14 protein-coding genes and 1 tRNA gene are annotated in these 16,387 nt (G+C 65.6%); 8 read left to right on the plus strand and 7 right to left on the minus strand.

Going from position 1 to position 16,387, the window contains the following annotated elements:
* Positions 1 to 50 precede the first annotated feature (50 nt).
* From nusA to scpB, 4 genes are all read right to left on the minus strand, one after another.
* On the minus strand, positions 51 to 1,532 hold the full coding sequence (gene nusA, locus AKI39_RS16735; RefSeq protein ID WP_066638401.1) for a transcription termination factor NusA: 1,482 nt from the start codon (positions 1,530 to 1,532) through the stop codon (positions 51 to 53).
* Complete coding sequence (gene rimP / locus AKI39_RS16740) at positions 1,529 to 2,011, minus strand: ribosome maturation factor RimP (RefSeq protein WP_066638404.1); 483 nt, start codon at positions 2,009 to 2,011, stop codon at positions 1,529 to 1,531. The genes nusA and rimP overlap by 4 nt, the downstream gene beginning before the upstream one ends.
* Before the next feature lie 436 nt (positions 2,012 to 2,447).
* Complete coding sequence (locus AKI39_RS16745; RefSeq protein WP_066643187.1) at positions 2,448 to 4,313, minus strand: pseudouridine synthase; 1,866 nt, start codon at positions 4,311 to 4,313, stop codon at positions 2,448 to 2,450.
* A gap of 716 nt (positions 4,314 to 5,029) precedes the next feature.
* Positions 5,030 to 6,244, minus strand: a complete 1,215-nt coding sequence (gene scpB, locus AKI39_RS25290) for an SMC-Scp complex subunit ScpB (RefSeq protein ID WP_083228891.1) — start codon at positions 6,242 to 6,244, stop codon at positions 5,030 to 5,032.
* Between the two features lie 80 nt (positions 6,245 to 6,324).
* Here scpB and AKI39_RS16755 point away from each other — a divergent pair.
* Positions 6,325 to 6,401: transfer RNA gene (locus tag AKI39_RS16755), tRNA-Met, on the plus strand.
* A 752-nt stretch (positions 6,402 to 7,153) separates the two neighbouring features.
* On the opposite strand, the gene AKI39_RS16760 is transcribed toward AKI39_RS16755, so the two are convergent.
* Both AKI39_RS16760 and AKI39_RS16765 read right to left on the minus strand, forming a co-directional pair.
* A complete protein-coding gene (locus AKI39_RS16760; RefSeq protein ID WP_443102225.1) occupies positions 7,154 to 8,218 on the minus strand; it encodes a CobW family GTP-binding protein in 1,065 nt (354 codons plus the stop codon).
* Positions 8,209 to 8,589 (minus strand): RidA family protein, encoded by a 381-nt coding sequence (locus AKI39_RS16765; protein WP_145925297.1) that lies wholly within the window; start codon positions 8,587 to 8,589, stop codon positions 8,209 to 8,211. Before AKI39_RS16765 ends, AKI39_RS16760 begins: the two co-directional genes overlap by 10 nt.
* A gap of 220 nt (positions 8,590 to 8,809) precedes the next feature.
* On the opposite strand from AKI39_RS16765, the gene AKI39_RS16770 reads away from it, so the two are divergent.
* The 7 genes from AKI39_RS16770 (at position 8,810) to AKI39_RS16800 (ending at position 15,292) form a co-directional block, all read left to right on the plus strand.
* Positions 8,810 to 9,832, plus strand: coding sequence for an ABC transporter substrate-binding protein (locus tag AKI39_RS16770; RefSeq protein ID WP_066638408.1), 1,023 nt, complete (start codon positions 8,810 to 8,812; stop codon positions 9,830 to 9,832).
* A gap of 8 nt (positions 9,833 to 9,840) precedes the next feature.
* Positions 9,841 to 10,701 carry an ABC transporter ATP-binding protein gene (locus AKI39_RS16775; protein ID WP_083228892.1) on the plus strand — a complete coding sequence of 287 codons (861 nt, stop codon included), beginning with the start codon at positions 9,841 to 9,843 and terminating at the stop codon, positions 10,699 to 10,701.
* Positions 10,682 to 11,488: an ABC transporter permease gene (locus tag AKI39_RS16780; RefSeq protein WP_066638410.1), complete on the plus strand. Its 807-nt coding sequence runs from the start codon at positions 10,682 to 10,684 to the stop codon at positions 11,486 to 11,488. Before AKI39_RS16775 ends, AKI39_RS16780 begins: the two co-directional genes overlap by 20 nt.
* A 45-nt stretch (positions 11,489 to 11,533) precedes the next feature.
* Positions 11,534 to 12,298, plus strand: a complete 765-nt coding sequence (locus AKI39_RS16785; RefSeq protein WP_066638412.1) for an SDR family NAD(P)-dependent oxidoreductase — start codon at positions 11,534 to 11,536, stop codon at positions 12,296 to 12,298.
* A gap of 135 nt (positions 12,299 to 12,433) precedes the next feature.
* The gene (locus AKI39_RS16790; RefSeq protein WP_066638414.1) at positions 12,434 to 13,276 is read left to right on the plus strand and encodes a fumarylacetoacetate hydrolase family protein; all 843 of its coding nucleotides are present in this window, start codon (positions 12,434 to 12,436) and stop codon (positions 13,274 to 13,276) included.
* Positions 13,277 to 13,340: 64 nt separating this feature from the next.
* Positions 13,341 to 14,354: an ABC transporter substrate-binding protein gene (locus tag AKI39_RS16795; protein ID WP_443103644.1), complete on the plus strand. Its 1,014-nt coding sequence runs from the start codon at positions 13,341 to 13,343 to the stop codon at positions 14,352 to 14,354.
* 17 nt (positions 14,355 to 14,371) lie between these two features.
* Positions 14,372 to 15,292: an SMP-30/gluconolactonase/LRE family protein gene (locus AKI39_RS16800; protein ID WP_066643197.1), complete on the plus strand. Its 921-nt coding sequence runs from the start codon at positions 14,372 to 14,374 to the stop codon at positions 15,290 to 15,292.
* On the opposite strand, the gene AKI39_RS16805 is transcribed toward AKI39_RS16800, so the two are convergent.
* The gene (locus AKI39_RS16805) at positions 15,283 to 16,197 is read right to left on the minus strand and encodes a LysR family transcriptional regulator (protein ID WP_066638420.1); all 915 of its coding nucleotides are present in this window, start codon (positions 16,195 to 16,197) and stop codon (positions 15,283 to 15,285) included. The two genes, AKI39_RS16800 and AKI39_RS16805, sit on opposite strands and share 10 nt — an antisense overlap.
* Positions 16,198 to 16,387 lie beyond the last annotated feature (190 nt).

Below are 16,387 nucleotides of genomic sequence, written 5' to 3' on the forward strand. Positions count from 1 at the left end.
ATAAAACAAGTTCGGGAAGGCGCCGTGCCGGCTCTTCCCCGCCTATGCAACTATTGTTCCTCGTTGAACCAGTGCGCGCGCGCCCGCATGATGAGCTCGCTGGCCTGGTTTTCGTCGAGGCCCGAGATTTCCGCCAGCTCATCCGAGGATAGCTCGGCCAGGTCGTCCCGGGTGTGTACCTTGCGCTCGGACAGGCGCGCGGCCAGTTCGGGCGTCATACCTTCAAGTTCGAGCAGGTCCTGCGCGGTTTCAAGGCGCTCTTCCTGCGCAATGGCTTCGGTCAGGAGCGCATTGCGTGCGCGGGTGCGCAGCTCGTTGATGGTGTCTTCGTCGAAGGCCTCGATTTCCAGCAGTTCCTGCATGGGCACGTAGGCAATTTCCTCCAGCCCCGTGAAGCCTTCATCGATCAGGATGTCGGCGACTTCCTCGTCGACGTCCAGCTTACTCATGAACGTATTGCGCAAGGAGGAACGTTCGACTTCCTGCCGGTTCTGGCTTTCTTCCGGCGTCATGATGTTGATCTGCCAACCGGTCAGCTCGGAGGCGAGGCGGACGTTCTGCCCCTTGGCGCCGATGGCCTTGGGCAGGTTTTCCTCGTCCACCACCACATCCATGGCGTGTTTGTCTTCGTCGACGACGATGGATTCGACGTTGGCGGGTGCCAGGGCGCCGATGACGAACTGCGCCGGATCTTCCGACCACAGGACGATATCCACCTGCTCGCCGCCCAGCTCGTTGCGCACGGCGGTGACGCGCGAACCGCGCATGCCGACGCACGTGCCAATGGGATCGATACGCTTGTCGTAGGCGATGACGGCGATCTTGGCGCGTACGCCGGGGTCGCGCGCGGCGGCCTTGATCTCGAGCAGGCCCTGTTCGATTTCCGGCACTTCGTTTTCGAAGAGCTGGCGAATGAATTCCGACGAGGTGCGCGACAGGATTACCTGCTGGCCGCGCGCCGCATGGTCGATGCGCAGCACGAAAGCCCGCACACGGTCGCCCACGCGCAGGTTTTCCTTGGGGATCATCTCCGATCGCGGCAGGCGGGCTTCGATCTTGCCGGTTTCGATGATGGCATCGCCCTTGTCCATGCGCTTGACCGTGCCCGACACGATGGTTTCCCCGCGTTCGAGGAAGTCGTTCAGCACCTGTTCGCGCTCGGCATCGCGGATTTTCTGCAGGATCGCCTGCTTGGCCGCCTGCGCGCCGATGCGGCCGAACTCGATGGGTTCCAGCGGCTCTTCGATATATTCGCCGACCTGGATGTTCGGAACGGCCTCGCGGGCGTCGGAATACATTTCCTGCTTGTCAGGCTCCTGCAGTCCGGCTTCGTCGGGGACCACCAGCCAGCGGCGGAACCCTTCGTGGCTGCCGCTTTCGCGATCGATGGAAACACGGATGTCCGCGTCTTCCTTGAAGCGCTTTTTCATGGCCGAAGCCAGCGCACTTTCCAGCGCTCCGAACACCACTTCGCGCGATACGTTCTTTTCGCGCGCCAAGGCGTCGACCAACAGAAGAATTTCGCGACTCATCGCTTTTTGCCCTTGAAATCCAGGACGGGATCCAGTTTGGCGCGCTCGACTTCGTCGAACGTGAAGTGCACCATCTGGATATCGTCCTTCTTTGCCTCAAATTCCACGCCGAAAACCGCTTTCCCCTGGTCCTGTGCCGCGGCCGCCGCTACCAGCGTGCCGGTAAAGACCTTGCGGTTGTCCACGGCCTGCCGCAGCTTGACTTCTACCCGCTGACCCGCGAAGCGATGGAGATCTGCCTCGGTGCGCAGCGGGCGGTCCACGCCGGGGGATCCGACCTCCAATCGCTTGTAGTCGATGTTCTCGACTTCGTAGACCCGCGACAACTGACGCGAAACCTGCTCGCACTCTTCGATCCGCACGCCTTCCGGGCGGTCGATCGTGACGCGCAACAGGCCGAGCGCCGCCCGTTCGACGTCGACAAGTTCGACGTCCATGCCGGACAGCGCTTCCTGGGTCAATGCGAATAAATCAGCCATATGCTCGAAAAAAATGGGCTGTAAGCCCAGCCCATTGTTATCACGTGGTACAGCGCATTCCAGCGCAGATCACCTGCCCTTGAAATGCGCCCCGGCCACTCCAACGAAGAAGCCGCCGTCCGCGCCATATTTGGTTCTTGCCGTGGCACCCCGGGCCGCCCCGGGCGATCATGCCGTACGTACATCCAGCCAGCGCATGCCGCGCTTGCTTTCAACCCGTACCGCCGCCTGGACGTTCCCGCCGCGTGCTGCCTTGCCGTACCACCCTGCGTGCCGCCCTGCCGTACTACCCTGCCGTACTACTTATATATAAGCCATACATGCCGGCACGGCCAGCGCCCGCGTGGGATGCCCCACGAAAACCAGCGATCTTACCATAGAACGGCCAAATTTGCCTGATGCGTCGCGGGTTTACGTATTGGGGCCGGACTGCGGCTTATCGCGACCCGCGCCCGCGGACGCCGATCACGCCCAGGCGCGATTCGTGGGCGGCCGCGCCACGCGGCTGCCAGTCGTCGCCGCGCCCCGCACCACCGCCACCACCGCCACCACCGCCGCCATTACCGCGTGGCGCCTTGGCGTTGCCATTGCCGCGCTTCTTGCCAGGCGCGGCGTTCTTTCCCGGGCGCCCGCGCTGCGGCCCCTTTCCGGGACCGCCTGCCGGCGGCTGCCCGGCTCCCTGCCCTTGGCCCTGGGCGCTGAACCCCGCGGCATTCGGCCTTCCGGCATTGCCGCCGCCAGGCTTGCCCTTGCGCGCCGACTTGCCGCGAGGCGGATGCTGACCGGCCGCCTGGCCTTGTCCTTGGCCTTGTCCTTGGCCTTGGCCTTGGCCTTGTCCTTGTCCTTGGCCTTGGCCAGGACCCTGGCCCTGGGCGGGCCGCTTGCCGGGGCCACGGCGTTGCTGCCCCTTGCCGCCGCGCGCGCCGCCACCATCGTTGCCCATGGGGTGGCCGTTGGCGTAGCCGCCCGTGATCATCAACCCTGTGCCGAATGGATCGGAGGGATACGACATGCCGGCGCCGGCGCTCTTGCCCGGTCGCCCGCCCTGCAGCTTTCCGCGCCGACCGACCCGGGCGCCGGTCATTCCATTGTTCTGCAGCGTGCCAAAGCCTGGTGGCAGCGCGCTGTCATGCGATTGCGGCTGCTTCGGACGGCGTCCGCTTTCATCGTCATCACGCAGCAGCCCCAGCTGCACCATCAACGCCGTCACGAGATTGGGATCGAGCTCTTCCCAACGACCGCGGCGCAGGTTGCGCGGAAGGACGATATCGCCGAAGCGCGTACGGATGAGCCGGCTGACGGTGACACCGATCGCCTCGAACATACGGCGCACTTCGCGATTGCGCCCTTCCTGCAGCGTGACGCGATACCAGCGATTGCTACCGTCGCCGCCCAGGTAATCCAGCGCTCCGAAGGCTGCCTTGCCGTCCTCCAGCTCGATACCTTCCACCAGCGACGTACGCTGCGCCGCGTCCATTTCCCCCAGGATGCGCACCGCGTACTCGCGCTCGGTGCCATACCGCGGATGCATGATGCGGTTGGCCATATCGCCCGACGTGGTGAAGATCAGCAGGCCTTCCGTATTCAAGTCCAGCCGTCCGACGGACAGCCACTTTCCGGTGCGCAGCTTCGGCAGGCGGGCGAACACGCTCGCGCGGCCGCCCGGATCGTCATGGCTGACGATTTCGCCGGCGGGCTTGTGATACAGGATCACACGGGGGGGCTTGCGCGTGTTGGCGCGCGTGATCAGCTTGCCGTTGACCCGTACTTGATCCCCGCCCGCGACGCGCTGGCCGATGTGAGCCGGTTCGCCGTTCACGGAAACGCGGCCCGCGACGATCAGCTCTTCCATTTCGCGGCGCGAGCCGATACCCGCGTCCGCCAGCACCTTGTGCAGCTTCGGCATGACGGCTTCGCTGTTCAGATACTTGGTCAGGCGCTGTTCCATACGGGCAGCCTTTTCAAGGTAAGCGAGTGCCTGCTCGGCTTCGCGTTCGCCGCCCGGCGACATGGCATCGGGATCGACCACCGTGGCCGCTTGCGGCGGCAAAGCCTGCGAGCCGGCGTCTCCCGCGGGGGCGCCGTCGGCGCCCGTCACGGCATCGCCACGACGGCGGCGGAAAGGCGTGCGCAGTTTGCGGCCACGCCCACGATTGGCCGCCGACGGGTCGGCTTCGGGGGCCGACGCCGACCCGGCGAAAGCCGTCCCTGTCGCCGGGGTGCCCGACGAACGGGTGTCCGCCAAAGTGGTGTCCGAAGAAGCAGGCCCCGACGGCGCGGCGTACCCGAAAGCCGGCGCCATGTCCGCCGAAGGGATACCGACCGAAGCCGTGCCGGCCGGAGCGCGGTCGCCCGCCGCATCGCCGGCGTGGGCTGCCGCAACGTTAGCAGTATCGCGGGGGCGCCGCCGGCGCATACCTGCGTCCTGCGTGAGCCGCTGCGCACCGGCATCGCGCACCGCGTCTTCCCTGTCGGGGGTCGCGGCCGCGTAGGCATCGGATGCGCCGCTGTCGACCGCATCCTCCGTCTTGCGCCTGCGCGGGCGTTTCACGGGCGCGGACTGGTCCGCCTGCGCCGCCTGGACGGGAGCCGCGACTTGCGCTTCCAACGCCAGGGGCAGCGAACCTTGCTCGCTCACCGGAGCCGTCCGCGGCTTGCGGCTACGGGCGCGCGACGGCGGCGTCGCATCGGGCGCTTCTGCCTGCGCGTCGATGACCGGCACCGGTGCCGATCCGGCGGATCGCGCCTTGCGAGCCGGCTTCGGCGCCGGCGCGGCGGACTGCGCCTCGGCTTGCGAATCCGGCGCGGCGGACTGCACATCGGTGTGCGATGCGTCGGCCGCGCCCTTGGCGCGCGACGGGCGGCGGGCACGCGGACGTGGCACGAGTTGCGCGCCAGCGTCCTCCACCGGAGCGGCACCGTCGGCGCGCGGCGCCGCCGCAGCGGCCGCCGTTTCACGCGGTTTCATGACATCGTCCTGCACGTTCTTATTGATACTCACTGGGACTACTCCAGAATTCAGTCTTTACGCGGCGCGCCTGGCGCGTCTTCTTCATTGTCGTTATCGGATTGTCCGGGAGGCACTTCGGGTGTCTCGCCTGGTACGGGCGGCACGATTTCGGGCGCCGGGTCCGCAGGACGGATTTCAGGATTCCCGCCGGGAGGAATGATTTCGGGGTGCTGGCCCGGCGGCGTGATCTCGGGGCGATGCCCGCCGGGATCGATGGTGTCTCGCTCGGGCACGGGAATCTCGGGTTCTTCAGGCGCGGGGCCGGTAGCCGCCAGCATGGCATGGGCGGACTCGCCGGACCGCCCCGTCACCTCGGAAAGATCGGCGACGTCGGTGACATCAGTGACATCGGCGACGTCAGTAATGTCGGCGACATCGGTCAGCTCGGAGACGTCGGCGGTATCGGCGGTGTCAGGATTGTCCTCAGCATCGGCCACGCCCGCGATAACGGAGGCGTCATTACCTGCGTCCGACGAGGCCGTCTCGACGACCTCGAACGCTTCGGAGGCGTCCCCGGCCGGCGCGACGTCGGATGCTTCAGCGGGCGCGGAGCCATCGGCAGCTTCCGTGGCATCGGCAGCTTCCGTGGCATCGGCAGCTTCCGTGGCATCGGCAGCTTCCGTGGCATCGGCAGCTTCCGTAGCATCGGCATCACCGGTGGCATTGCCGCCGGTGAGATCCAATCCTTCCAGCGCCGCCATCGCGCCACCGGCCTCGAGCGGCGGCAGCTCGTCCAGCGCGCGCAGCCCCAGATCGTCCAGGAATTGCCGGGTGGTGCCGAACAAGGCGGGGCGGCCCGGGGCGTCACGATGGCCGATGACTTCGATCCAGCCCCGATCCTCCAGCGTCTTCACGATCTGCGAGGACACGGTCACACCACGTATGTCTTCGATATCGCCCCGCGTGACGGGCTGGCGCCACGCCACGATGGCCAGCGTCTCGAGAACCGCGCGCGAGTACTTCGGCGGTTTTTCCGGGCTGAGACGTTCCAGGTAGCGCTGCATCGCCGGACGGCTCTGGAAACGCCAGCCGCCGGCCAGCGACACCAGTTCCAGCCCGCGATCCTGCCACGCCCCCTGCAGGCCTTCCAGCAGACCGTCCATGCGTGCATTATCCACGCCGTCGTCGTCGGAAAACAGCCTGCGCAACTCTGCCTTCGGCATGGGTTGCGCCGCGCAGAGCAGCGCGGTTTCTATCACCAGTGTTGCCTCGCTATCGTTCATCGATATGTTCAATTCATCGTGGTAAGTAATGCCCGGACTTGCCAAGGCTGAAAAACTGAAGTAATATTTCTTTCTCCAGACGCGGGGTGGAGCAGTCTGGCAGCTCGTCGGGCTCATAACCCGAAGGTCGTAGGTTCAAATCCTGCCCCCGCAACCAAACAGCAAACAGATAAGGCTTGGCGAATTCGCCAAGCCTTTTTTGTTTTGTCGATGAATTCGACGATGCCTGGCTCGGCGCGCCCATAAAAACGACGATGCAAAGGGCGATGCAAAGGGCGATGCAAAGGACAAGGCAAAGGACGATGGGCCGGTCCATGCCTGCATGGCCTACATGGCGTGCGGGCACCTGCTGGGACACAGGAACAACGGGCGAACGAATGCTGCTCTGCCGTCCGGCATGGGCCGGCACGGCGCGGACACGCGTCTGTGCGAAAGCAGCCGCGGACTGCGGCTCGAAACGGAAAAACGCTTGCAAAAAAACCTCGGCCAATAAGGCTGGTCTGCGATACCCATGCGGCGTTCGGGCATGCTGTAGCAACCACGAACCGCAAATGCCGAAAAGGAACGATATGGCAATGGACGACGGGCGGACGGTATCCGCGCGCCCCTGAACGGGGATACCTGGCGCGGCACCGATGAAAATTGAACTGAGCCGTCCGGCAGTACCCCGGATAATCGGAGCGTCTTTTTATTGCCGTTCAACCTGCGTGTCGACGGAAGAGGCGAAAGCGGGGTGCGGACTACGCGAACCACCCGAAACGGCCTACCAGGGGCATGCCCATCTTTGGCCGTTCGAATCAAGCCTAACCGCCTGCAGGAACCTACAAATTATACCCACATTAACAGTTCCATAGGGGAAAAATAGCCGACGGATATACGCCCACGTGTCTATCGCAGGGCCACAAAGCCTCAGGCGCCGCCCACCTGTCCTAGTCCAAGGTGCAGGCGCACCCGCTTGTCCAGTTCGGCGGCATCCAGGCCGCGGGCGATGAAGACCAGCCGAGGGTCGTCCTCGACATCGGGCCATTCGGACAAGGGCACGATGGGATACAGCTTGTCGTGCACGCCATGCACGGCACTGGGCGCCGCATCGCCTTCGAACCGTACCAGGCCTTTCATCCGCAGCAGCGATACGCCCAACTCCGCCTGCAGGGCCGACATTCCGCGCACGAAGGCGGCGCGTGGGATCGAAGGCGGCAGGATCAGCGTGGCCACCGCGACATCGTGCGCAGGCAGGTCGGGCCCCGCCTCGCTCCCACCGGGGGGCCATCCCCGGCGGCTATAACGGCCCAGCCAAGGCGTGCCCCGCGGGGCGGCGGGCGGCCTGCCGCGGTACAGGCGCTCCGCCAGCAAGCCGGCCGGCAGCGGGCCTTCCCGCTCCAGCACATGGACGCGCGCCGTGGGATTGACACGCAGGACGGCCTCGCCGGCCGCGCGCACCTGCGCCTGCGAAGCCAGGTCGGCCTTGCTGATGGCGACTTCGTCGGCCAGCGCCAGTTGCTGGATGGCCTCCGGCTCGGAAGCGAGCTGTGCCACCACGCGCTGCGCGTCCGCGACCGCGATGGTGCCGTTGTAGACGTAGCGTTCGGCCAGGAAGTGTTCGTGGCGCAGGGTGAACAGGACGGGCGCCGGGCTGGCCAGCCCGCTGGTTTCGATCAGCACATGGCGAAACGGCTGGATCGCGCGGCGCAGGGCCAGCAGGAAAAGATCACGCAAGGTGTCCGCCAGGCCGCCGCGCACCATGCAGCAGATGCAGCCGCCCTCCACCACCCGAACGTTGTCGGCCACATGACGGACCAGATGATGGTCGATGCCGATGCTGCCGAACTCGTTGATCACCACCGCCGATTGCGCGAACCGCGGTTCACGCACCATGCGGTTGAGCAGCGTGGTTTTGCCGCTGCCCAGGAAACCGGTCAGGACGGTGACGCCGATGCGGGCGTCCGAGGGCGCAGCGGACGTCGTCAAGGGCAAACCGCGACCGCGTTCACTTCGATGAGCGCGCCATAGTGCAGCGCGGTCGTGGGCACGACGGTACGCGCGGGCCGCGCACTGCCCATCACCGCTTCGTACACCGCGTTGACTTCTCCCCACAGCGATACGTCGGGGATGAAGATCTGTACGCTCACCAGGTTAGCCATGGTGGTGCCCGCCGCATCCAGGATGGCGCGCACATTCTCCAGGCACTGCCGGGCTTGCGCCGCCATGCCATCCGGCAGGATGCGCTGCGCGCCAGGCGGGAAAGGCAGCTGTCCCGATACGAAGACGAATCCATTGGCCTTGATGGCTTGCGAATAATGGCCGGCGGGCAGGGGCGCGCCCGCGGTTTCGATACGTTCGATCATGATGGCGGCAGGTCCGAATGAAGTGTAGGCCCATCATACCGGGTTCACCCGTCTGGGCGCATCGCGATGCGGACGTCGGCCCACCCGGCCCGCCGCGCCACCATCGCCGTTCGAGATGGTGGTTTTCCCAAAAACCACGCCGGGGCCGGGCGACAGCATGCATCATTACTCGCCGCGATGCCTTGCATCGCGGCAAAAAAAACCAAGAAAGGAGACAAACATGAAGACGCTGCTGGCGGTCGCGCTCAGTGCCGCCGCGATGATCTGCGGCACGGCCGCGGCACAATCGAAGACGCCCCCGGAGAAGAAGGAAGTACACATCGGCGCGGCATCCACCGGCATCACCTACTTGCCCGTCATCATTGCCAAGCAGTTGGGCTACTTCCGCGATGAAGGGATCGACGCGACCATCGCCGCGTTCTCCGGTGGATCCAAGGCGCTGGAAGCCATGCTGGGCGGCAGCACCGACATGACGGCCGGCGCCTACTCCAACACGCTGACCATGGCCGCCAAGGGCCAGAAACTGGTCACCATCGCCGCCCAGGTGGTGTGCCCGGGCTGGGTTTTCGGCGTGTCCAGGAAGAACTTCGACAAGGTGAAATCGCCGGCCGACCTGAAGGGTATGCGGGTGGGGGTGAGCGCGCCCGGTTCGAGTACGCACATGGTCGTCAACTACATCCTGCACAAGGCGGGGCTGAAGGCGGACGATGTGTCCATCATCGGCGTGGGCCAGGCCGCGGGCGCGGTCGCCGCGGTGCGGGCCGGCCAGATCGACGCCTTGATCGTGAACGACCCCGTGGCGACCGTGCTGGTCGATGGCGGCGATCTCAAGCCTTTGGCCGAGATGCGGACGGCGGACGGCAACAAGCAGGTCTTCGGCGCCGACTATCCGGAATCCAGCCTCTACGCCACCAAGTCCTTCGTCGACAAGAATCCTCGCACGGTACAGGCCGTGGCCGACGCCATCGTCCGTGCCGAACACTGGCTGGCCAAGGCGACGCCGCAGCAGGTCGTGGCCACGGTGCCCGCCGAATACCTGGTGGACAACAAGGACCTCTATGCGAAATCCTTCGAGAACAGCCGCCGCTGCCTGTCGCCGGACGGCGTGATCTCCGATGATGGCGCTCGCACCGTACGTGACGTACTGGCCGCCTTCGACCCGTCCATCGGCGCGGCGCATATCGATCTGGCGGCGACTTACGACAACCGCTATGTCAAGAAGGCCGGAGAATCCGTGCAATGAGAGGAGCCATGCTGCGCAGCATCGACCATCCCGTGCATGCCGCGCGCCCGCACGCGGCGGCCGCGCGCGAAGCGCTGCATTTCGACGGCGTGACCTGCACCTTCGCCAGCAACGAAGGCCGGGGACAGACCTATACCGCCGTGCGGGACGTGAACCTGGCCATCCGTGACGGCGAATTCGTGTCCGTGGTCGGCCCCACGGGATGCGGCAAGTCCACCTTGCTCAATGTGGCGGCCGGCCTGATGCGTCCGTCGGCCGGCACGCTGAGCGTGTTCGGCCAGCCCTTGATGCAGGGCTTGAACAAAGAGGCATCCTATCTGTTCCAGGTCGATGCGCTGATGCCCTGGAAGACCGCGGAGGACAACATCGCGGCGGGGCTGATATTCCATGGCACGCCCAAGGCCCAGGCCCTGGCGTCCGCCCGCGAATGGCTGGAACGCGTCGGCCTGGCAGGGCACGGCCGGAAGTATCCGCACCAGATGTCGGGCGGCATGCGCAAGCGCGCCGGCCTCGCGCAGGCGTTGGTTCTCAATCCGCGTATTTTGCTGATGGACGAGCCGTTCAGCGCCCTGGATATCCAGACGCGCCACTTGATGGAAGACGAACTGCTGCGCCTGTGGTCCGCCGACCGCAAGTCGGTGGTATTCGTGACCCACGATCTGGAGGAAGCGATCTCGCTGTCGGACCGGGTGATCGTGCTGTCCGCCGGACCGGGCACCCGTCCCATCGCGGAATTCGAAATCGACCTGCAACGGCCGCGGGAAGTCGCCGAGATCCGGATGACCCAGCGCTTCCTGCAACTGCACACCGAAATATGGGAAGTACTCCGAGGGGAGGTATTGAAAAGCTATGCCAGTGCTCGCTCTTGATCCGCGCAACCGCATCCTGGTCCTTGCCACCCGACTGCTGCTGTTGGCGGGTGCGATCTTCCTGTGGTGGCTGTGCACCAGCCGGCAATGGCTGTCGCCCTTTTTCTTCGGCGACCCATGGGGCGTGGCGCGGCGCATCGTCACCTGGTTCGCCAGCGGATCTATCTTCATCCATCTGTACACCACCCTGATCGAAACGCTGCTGGCCTTCGTCATCGGTACCGTGCTGGGGCTCGCCTGCGGGTTGTGGCTGGCGCTGAATCCCTTCCTGGCCGTGGTCACGGACCCGTTCATCAAGGCCTTCAACTCCATGCCGCGGCTGATCTTCGCGCCCATTTTCGCGCTGTGGTTCGGCTTGGGCATCTGGTCGAAAATCGCGCTGGGCGTAACGCTGGTGTTCTTTGTCGTGTTCTTCAACGTGTTCCAGGGCGTGCGGGAAGTCAGCCCCGCAGTGCTGTCCAACACGCGCATGCTGGGCGCGAACTCGCGTCAGCTGATGCGGCATGTCTACATGCCATCGGCGATGAGCTGGGTGTTCTCGAGCCTGCACAACGCCGTGGGGATCGCCTTCGTGGGCAGCGTGGTGGGCGAATACCTGGGATCCGAGAAAGGTGTCGGCTATCTCATCCTGTTGGCCGAAGGCGTATTCGACATCAATGCGGTGATCGCCGGCATTCTGCTGTTGACGGTATTCGCCTTGGTGCTGGACACCGCCGTATCCCTGTTCGAAGACCACTTCATGCGCTGGCGCCCCGTGGCGGGCCAGACCGTCGCCGCCGGCGCTTGACCACTTCCCTCCCGCATTGGAACAACCCACACAAGGAACCGCATCTTGCAAACGAATGCCATCCATCTGAACGGCCGTGCGGCCGTGGTCACCGGCGGCGCACAGGGCATCGGCCTGACGGTAGTGCGGCGCTTCCTGGAATCCGGCGCGCGCGTGGCGATCTGGGACATCAACGCCGACGCGCTGGCGAAGGTGAAGAAGGAGCTAGCCGACGCCGGCCACACGGTGCACACCGAACACGTCGATATCGCCGACTACGCCAGCGTGGAGGCGGGCGTGGCGGGTACCCTGCGTGCCCTGGGCAAGCTGGAAATCCTGATCAACAACGCCGCCATCGTGGGCCCCAATACCACGCTGGCGGAGTATCCGCTGGACCAGTGGCGCAAGGTTATCGATATCGACGTCAACGGTACCTTCTACTGCTGCCGCGCGGTCGCGCCCGTCATGATCGCGCAGAAGTACGGCCGCATCGTCAACGTGGCATCGATCGCCGGCAAGGAAGGCAATCCCAACGCGGCGGCGTACAGCTCGGCCAAGGCGGCGGTCATCGCCATGACCAAGTCGCTGGGCAAGGAACTGGCCGGCCACGATATCGCCGTCAATTGCGTGACGCCCGCGGTCGCGCGCACGCCGGGCGCGATGGAGCAGCAATCGCCCGAGCATATCGCCTACATGCTGAGCCGCATCCCGCGCGGCCGCTTTCTTGAACTGCACGAAGCCGCCGCCATGATCGCCTGGCTGTCCAGCGAGGAAAACTCGTTCACCACGGGTGCGGTCTTCGACCTGTCCGGCGGACGCGCCACCTATTGAACTGCGGCGGGCCACCGCCTGCCGCCGCGTCGACGCGGCTTGCCGCCGACCGTCCGGGCCGCGGCGCCGGACGGCGTTTTCCATCCGGACGGCACACGGCCGCCCGGTGTTTTCATTCGCATAAGGGAGTCAAGGATGAAGTTGCTACGCTACGGCGCCAAGGGGCAGGAAAAGCCGGGACTGCTGGATCCGCAAGGCCGCATACGGGACCTGTCCGGCCATATCGCCGACATCGGCGCGGCCGCCCTGTTGCCGGAAACGCTGGCTCGCCTGAAGGCGATCGATGCGGCGGCCCTGCCCCTGGTGCCGGGCACGCCGCGGCTGGGGCCCTGCGTGACGGGCACGGGCAAGTTCATCTGCATCGGATTGAACTATTCGGACCACGCCGCGGAAACCGGCGCGACCGTGCCGCCGGAGCCCATCATCTTCATGAAGGCAACCAGCGCCATCACGGGTCCGAACGATCCGATCGAAATCCCGCGCGGTTCGGAAAAGACGGACTGGGAAGTCGAGTTGGGCGTGGTCATCGGCAAGCCGGCGAAATACGTGAGCGAAAGCGACGCCATGTCGCACGTGGCCGGCTATTGCCTGATCAACGATGTGTCCGAACGCGCTTTCCAGGCCGAGCGCCAGGGCCAGTGGACCAAGGGCAAGTCCGCCGACACCTTCGGGCCCATCGGTCCGTGGCTGGTCACGCCCGACGAAATCGCGGATCCGCAGGCCTTGTCCATGTGGCTGGAAGTGAACGGCCACCGGTACCAGAACGGCAGCACGGCGACCATGGTGTACGGGGTGCGCTACCTGGTGTCCTACCTGTCGCAGTTCATGTCGCTACAGCCGGGGGACATCATTTCCACCGGTACGCCGCCCGGCGTGGGCCTGGGCCAGAACCCGCAGGTCTACCTGAAGCGCGGCGACGTCGTGACGCTGGGCATCGAAGGCCTGGGCACGCAGCGCCAGGACGTGGTCCAGGGATAAACAGAGCGGGAACGCGCCGGGCAACGCCGCGCCCCTATCCACCAGGAGGAGAACGACAATGATGATGCGTCTTGCCACGGCGTGGGTTTCCCTCGCATTGCTGGCCGGCACGCCGCTGGCCGCGCGCGCCGACGGTGCCCCCGAAAAACCCAAGTTGCACCTGGCGGCGGCCGGCGTCGGCTTTCCGTATCTGCCCTTCGTCATCGCCAGCAGCCGCGAGTATTTCAAGCAGGCCGGGTTGGAGGTCGATATCGGCGTATACAGCGGTGGCGCCAAGGCGCTACAAGCCCTGCTGGGCGGAAGCGCCGACTTCGTCGCCGGCGCGTATTCGAACACCATCACGATGGCGGTCAAGGGCCAGAAGCTGGTGTCCTTCGCCATCCAGGCCAACTGCCCCGGCTTTGTGTTCGGAGTCACCAAGGCCAGCCACGACAAGATCAAGTCCTATGCGGACCTGAAGGGCAAGCGCATCGGCGTGAGCTCGCCCGGCTCCAGCTTCCACATGGGCGTCAACTATCTGTTGAGCCGGGCCGGTGTGAAGCCCGACGAGGTATCCATCATCGGCGTGGGTTCGTCCTCCGGCGCGGTCGCGGCGGCGCGCAGCGGCCAGGTGGACGCGATGATGTCCAACGACCCGGTGGCGACGATCCTGCAGGACAGCGGCGACCTGTTCCCGCTGGCCGCGATGCGCAGCCCCGAGGCGACACGGGCGACCCTGGGCGGCAACTATCCCGAAGCCGCCGTGTACGCCACCAAGGACTTCATCGACAAGAATCCCAACACGGTACAGGCCATCGCCACCGCCATCGTCCGGGCCGAACAATGGCTGGCGCAGGCCACGCCCGCTCAGGTGGCGGCCGCTGTTCCGCCGGAATACGCGCTGGCCGACAAGGAAATCTTTGCCCAGGCGTTCACCAATATGCGGGCCTGCCTGTCGAGCGACGGCGTCATGACGGATGAGGCCGCGCAAACCGTGCGCAACGTCCTGGCCGCCTTCGACCCCGCCATCGCCGCGGCCAATATCGACCTGGATGCGACCTACACCAATCGATACGTCCAGAAGGTGCCCAAGCAGTGATGACGGCGGATACGGCGATGAGCGACTTCAAGGTAATTGCCAGCGGGCTGCAGTTTCCCGAAGGACCGGTGGCGCACGACGACGGATCGGTCGTGCTGGTGGAAATCCAGCGCGAGACGATCAGCCGGGTCGCGCCGGATGGCAGCGTCCAGGTGTTGATCGAAACGGGCGGCGGGCCCAACGGCCTGGCGGTGGGACCGGACGGTGCCTACTACGTGGCCAACAACGGCGGCTTCCTGTTCCAGACCATCGCGGGCTACAACCGTACGCGGGCCGGCATCCATCCCGCCTACACCAGCGGACGGATCGAGCGTTTCGATCCGCGCACGGGCGAACTACGTACCTTGTACGACCGTTGCGGCGAGGCGCCTCTATGCGGCCCGAACGACTTGGTATTCGATAGCCGGGGCGGCTTCTATTTCACCGACTTCGGCAAGAACCGCAAACGCGACCGCGACCATGCGGGCCTGTACTATGCGCTGGCGGACGGATCGATGATCGTGGAGGTCGCTTATCCGCTGACCACCGCCAACGGCGTAGGGCTGTCGCCGGACGAGACCGTGGTGTACGTATCGGAAACCGAAACGGGCCGCGTGTGGGCCTTCGACCTGGACGCCCCCGGGCGGCCGCGCAAGCACCCCTTCCCTTCGCCCAACGGCGGTCGGCTGATATGCACGCTGCCCGGCTACCAGCGACTGGACAGCATGGCGGTGGATGTCCACGGCAATATCTGCGTGGGCACGCTGATCACCGGCTGCATCACGATCATCGCGCCATCGGGCGAAATTCTGCGCCAGGTCATGCTGCCGGACCCGATGGTCACCAACATCTGCTTCGGCGGACCGGACCGCAGGACCGCGTACATCACCTTGTCAGGAACGGGTCAGCTTATCGCCATGCCGTGGCCGGATCCGGGCCTGCGCCTGCCCTACGGCTGACGGCCGGCATCCTGGCTCTCGCTATGCTCGCTCAGATGCTTGATGAGTAGCTGCACGGGGGCGGGCAAGGATTCGGCGTCGCGTACGCAGATCTTCCAGTGACGCATGGCCCAGTCCTCGTCCAACGGAACGGCGACCAGCGGCCCCGACGCGACATAGCGCGCGGCATGGTGTTCGGACACCAGCGCGATCCCGAGCCGCGCCTCGACCATGCTGCGCGCGGGTTCGAATCCATTGACCCGGATGCGAAACCGCAAGGGGCAATCGAGGTCGGCCGCCGCGCGCAGCACCAGCGAATTCAAATAGCTGCCCGGCTGCGGGCCGACCAGCTCATGCTCGGCAACCTGGCGGAAAGTCAGTTTGCGCGCCTTGGCCAGGACGTGGTCGGCGGTCATGATGACCACCAGCCGGTCGCTGTGATACGGATACACGCGCAGGCCCGGGACCACCGCGTTGCCGCCGAAAATCCCGATGTCGGCTGCGTTCTCCGCCACCGCGCGCACGACTTCGGGGCTAAGGCTTTCCTGAAGATCGATGCGCAGGGCAGGATGCAGGGCCAGGAAGTCGCGGATATCGTTCGCGAGGTACTGGACGATGGTCGACAGGCTGGCGTGCAACCGTATCTGCCCCCGCAGGCCCTCCGCATGGTCGAAGAGTTCGCTTTCCATCTGCGCCAGGTCGCGCAGGATCACGCGCGCATGGTTCAGCAGCGAATGCGCGGCCGGCGTCAATTCCAGGCCCTTGTTGCTACGCAGGAAGAGCGGCGTCTTCAGCATGTCTTCCATCTGCGAGATGCGCTTGCTGACCGCCGAGGGCGCGATGCTTTCCGCGTCCGCGGCGCGCGAGATATTCAGATGCTCGCAGACCGCGACGAACAGCTTGAGCGACAACAGATCGAAACGCATCAGCCTCCTCCAACGCCAGGGGCCCGCGCCGGGCGCCCATCAACTTTTGCACGCGGCGTGTGAATGCGGCGCCGTCGGCCCCACGCGGCAAGACGGCTGCGCTCGCCGGCAATCCGCTGAACGGGCTACATGGCCGCCACGTGGCGTCAGCACTATACAACGCGATGCGGCAGCGATATCCCGATGCGGC

It is taken from the genome of Bordetella sp. H567, from assembly GCF_001704295.1.
In the GTDB taxonomy this organism is placed as follows: domain Bacteria; phylum Pseudomonadota; class Gammaproteobacteria; order Burkholderiales; family Burkholderiaceae_B; genus Bordetella_C.

Bases quoted from the DNA above. Each gene is read 5' to 3' on its own strand.
- AKI39_RS16770 (WP_066638408.1), top strand. From the start codon at position 8,810: ATGAAGACGCTGCTGGCGGTCGCGCTCAGTGCCGCCGCGATGATCTGC.
- AKI39_RS16800 (WP_066643197.1), top strand. From the start codon at position 14,372: ATGAGCGACTTCAAGGTAATTGCCAGCGGGCTGCAGTTTCCCGAAGGA.
- nusA (WP_066638401.1), bottom strand. From the start codon at position 1,532: ATGAGTCGCGAAATTCTTCTGTTGGTCGACGCCTTGGCGCGCGAAAAG.
- AKI39_RS16795 (WP_443103644.1), top strand. From the start codon at position 13,341: ATGCGTCTTGCCACGGCGTGGGTTTCCCTCGCATTGCTGGCCGGCACG.
- AKI39_RS16765 (WP_145925297.1), bottom strand. From the start codon at position 8,589: ATGATCGAACGTATCGAAACCGCGGGCGCGCCCCTGCCCGCCGGCCAT.
- AKI39_RS16780 (WP_066638410.1), top strand. From the start codon at position 10,682: ATGCCAGTGCTCGCTCTTGATCCGCGCAACCGCATCCTGGTCCTTGCC.
- AKI39_RS16790 (WP_066638414.1), top strand. From the start codon at position 12,434: ATGAAGTTGCTACGCTACGGCGCCAAGGGGCAGGAAAAGCCGGGACTG.
- AKI39_RS16775 (WP_083228892.1), top strand. From the start codon at position 9,841: ATGCTGCGCAGCATCGACCATCCCGTGCATGCCGCGCGCCCGCACGCG.
- rimP (WP_066638404.1), bottom strand. From the start codon at position 2,011: ATGGCTGATTTATTCGCATTGACCCAGGAAGCGCTGTCCGGCATGGAC.
- scpB (WP_083228891.1), bottom strand. From the start codon at position 6,244: ATGAACGATAGCGAGGCAACACTGGTGATAGAAACCGCGCTGCTCTGC.
- AKI39_RS16805 (WP_066638420.1), bottom strand. From the start codon at position 16,197: ATGCGTTTCGATCTGTTGTCGCTCAAGCTGTTCGTCGCGGTCTGCGAG.
- AKI39_RS16745 (WP_066643187.1), bottom strand. From the start codon at position 4,313: ATGGCGCCGGCTTTCGGGTACGCCGCGCCGTCGGGGCCTGCTTCTTCG.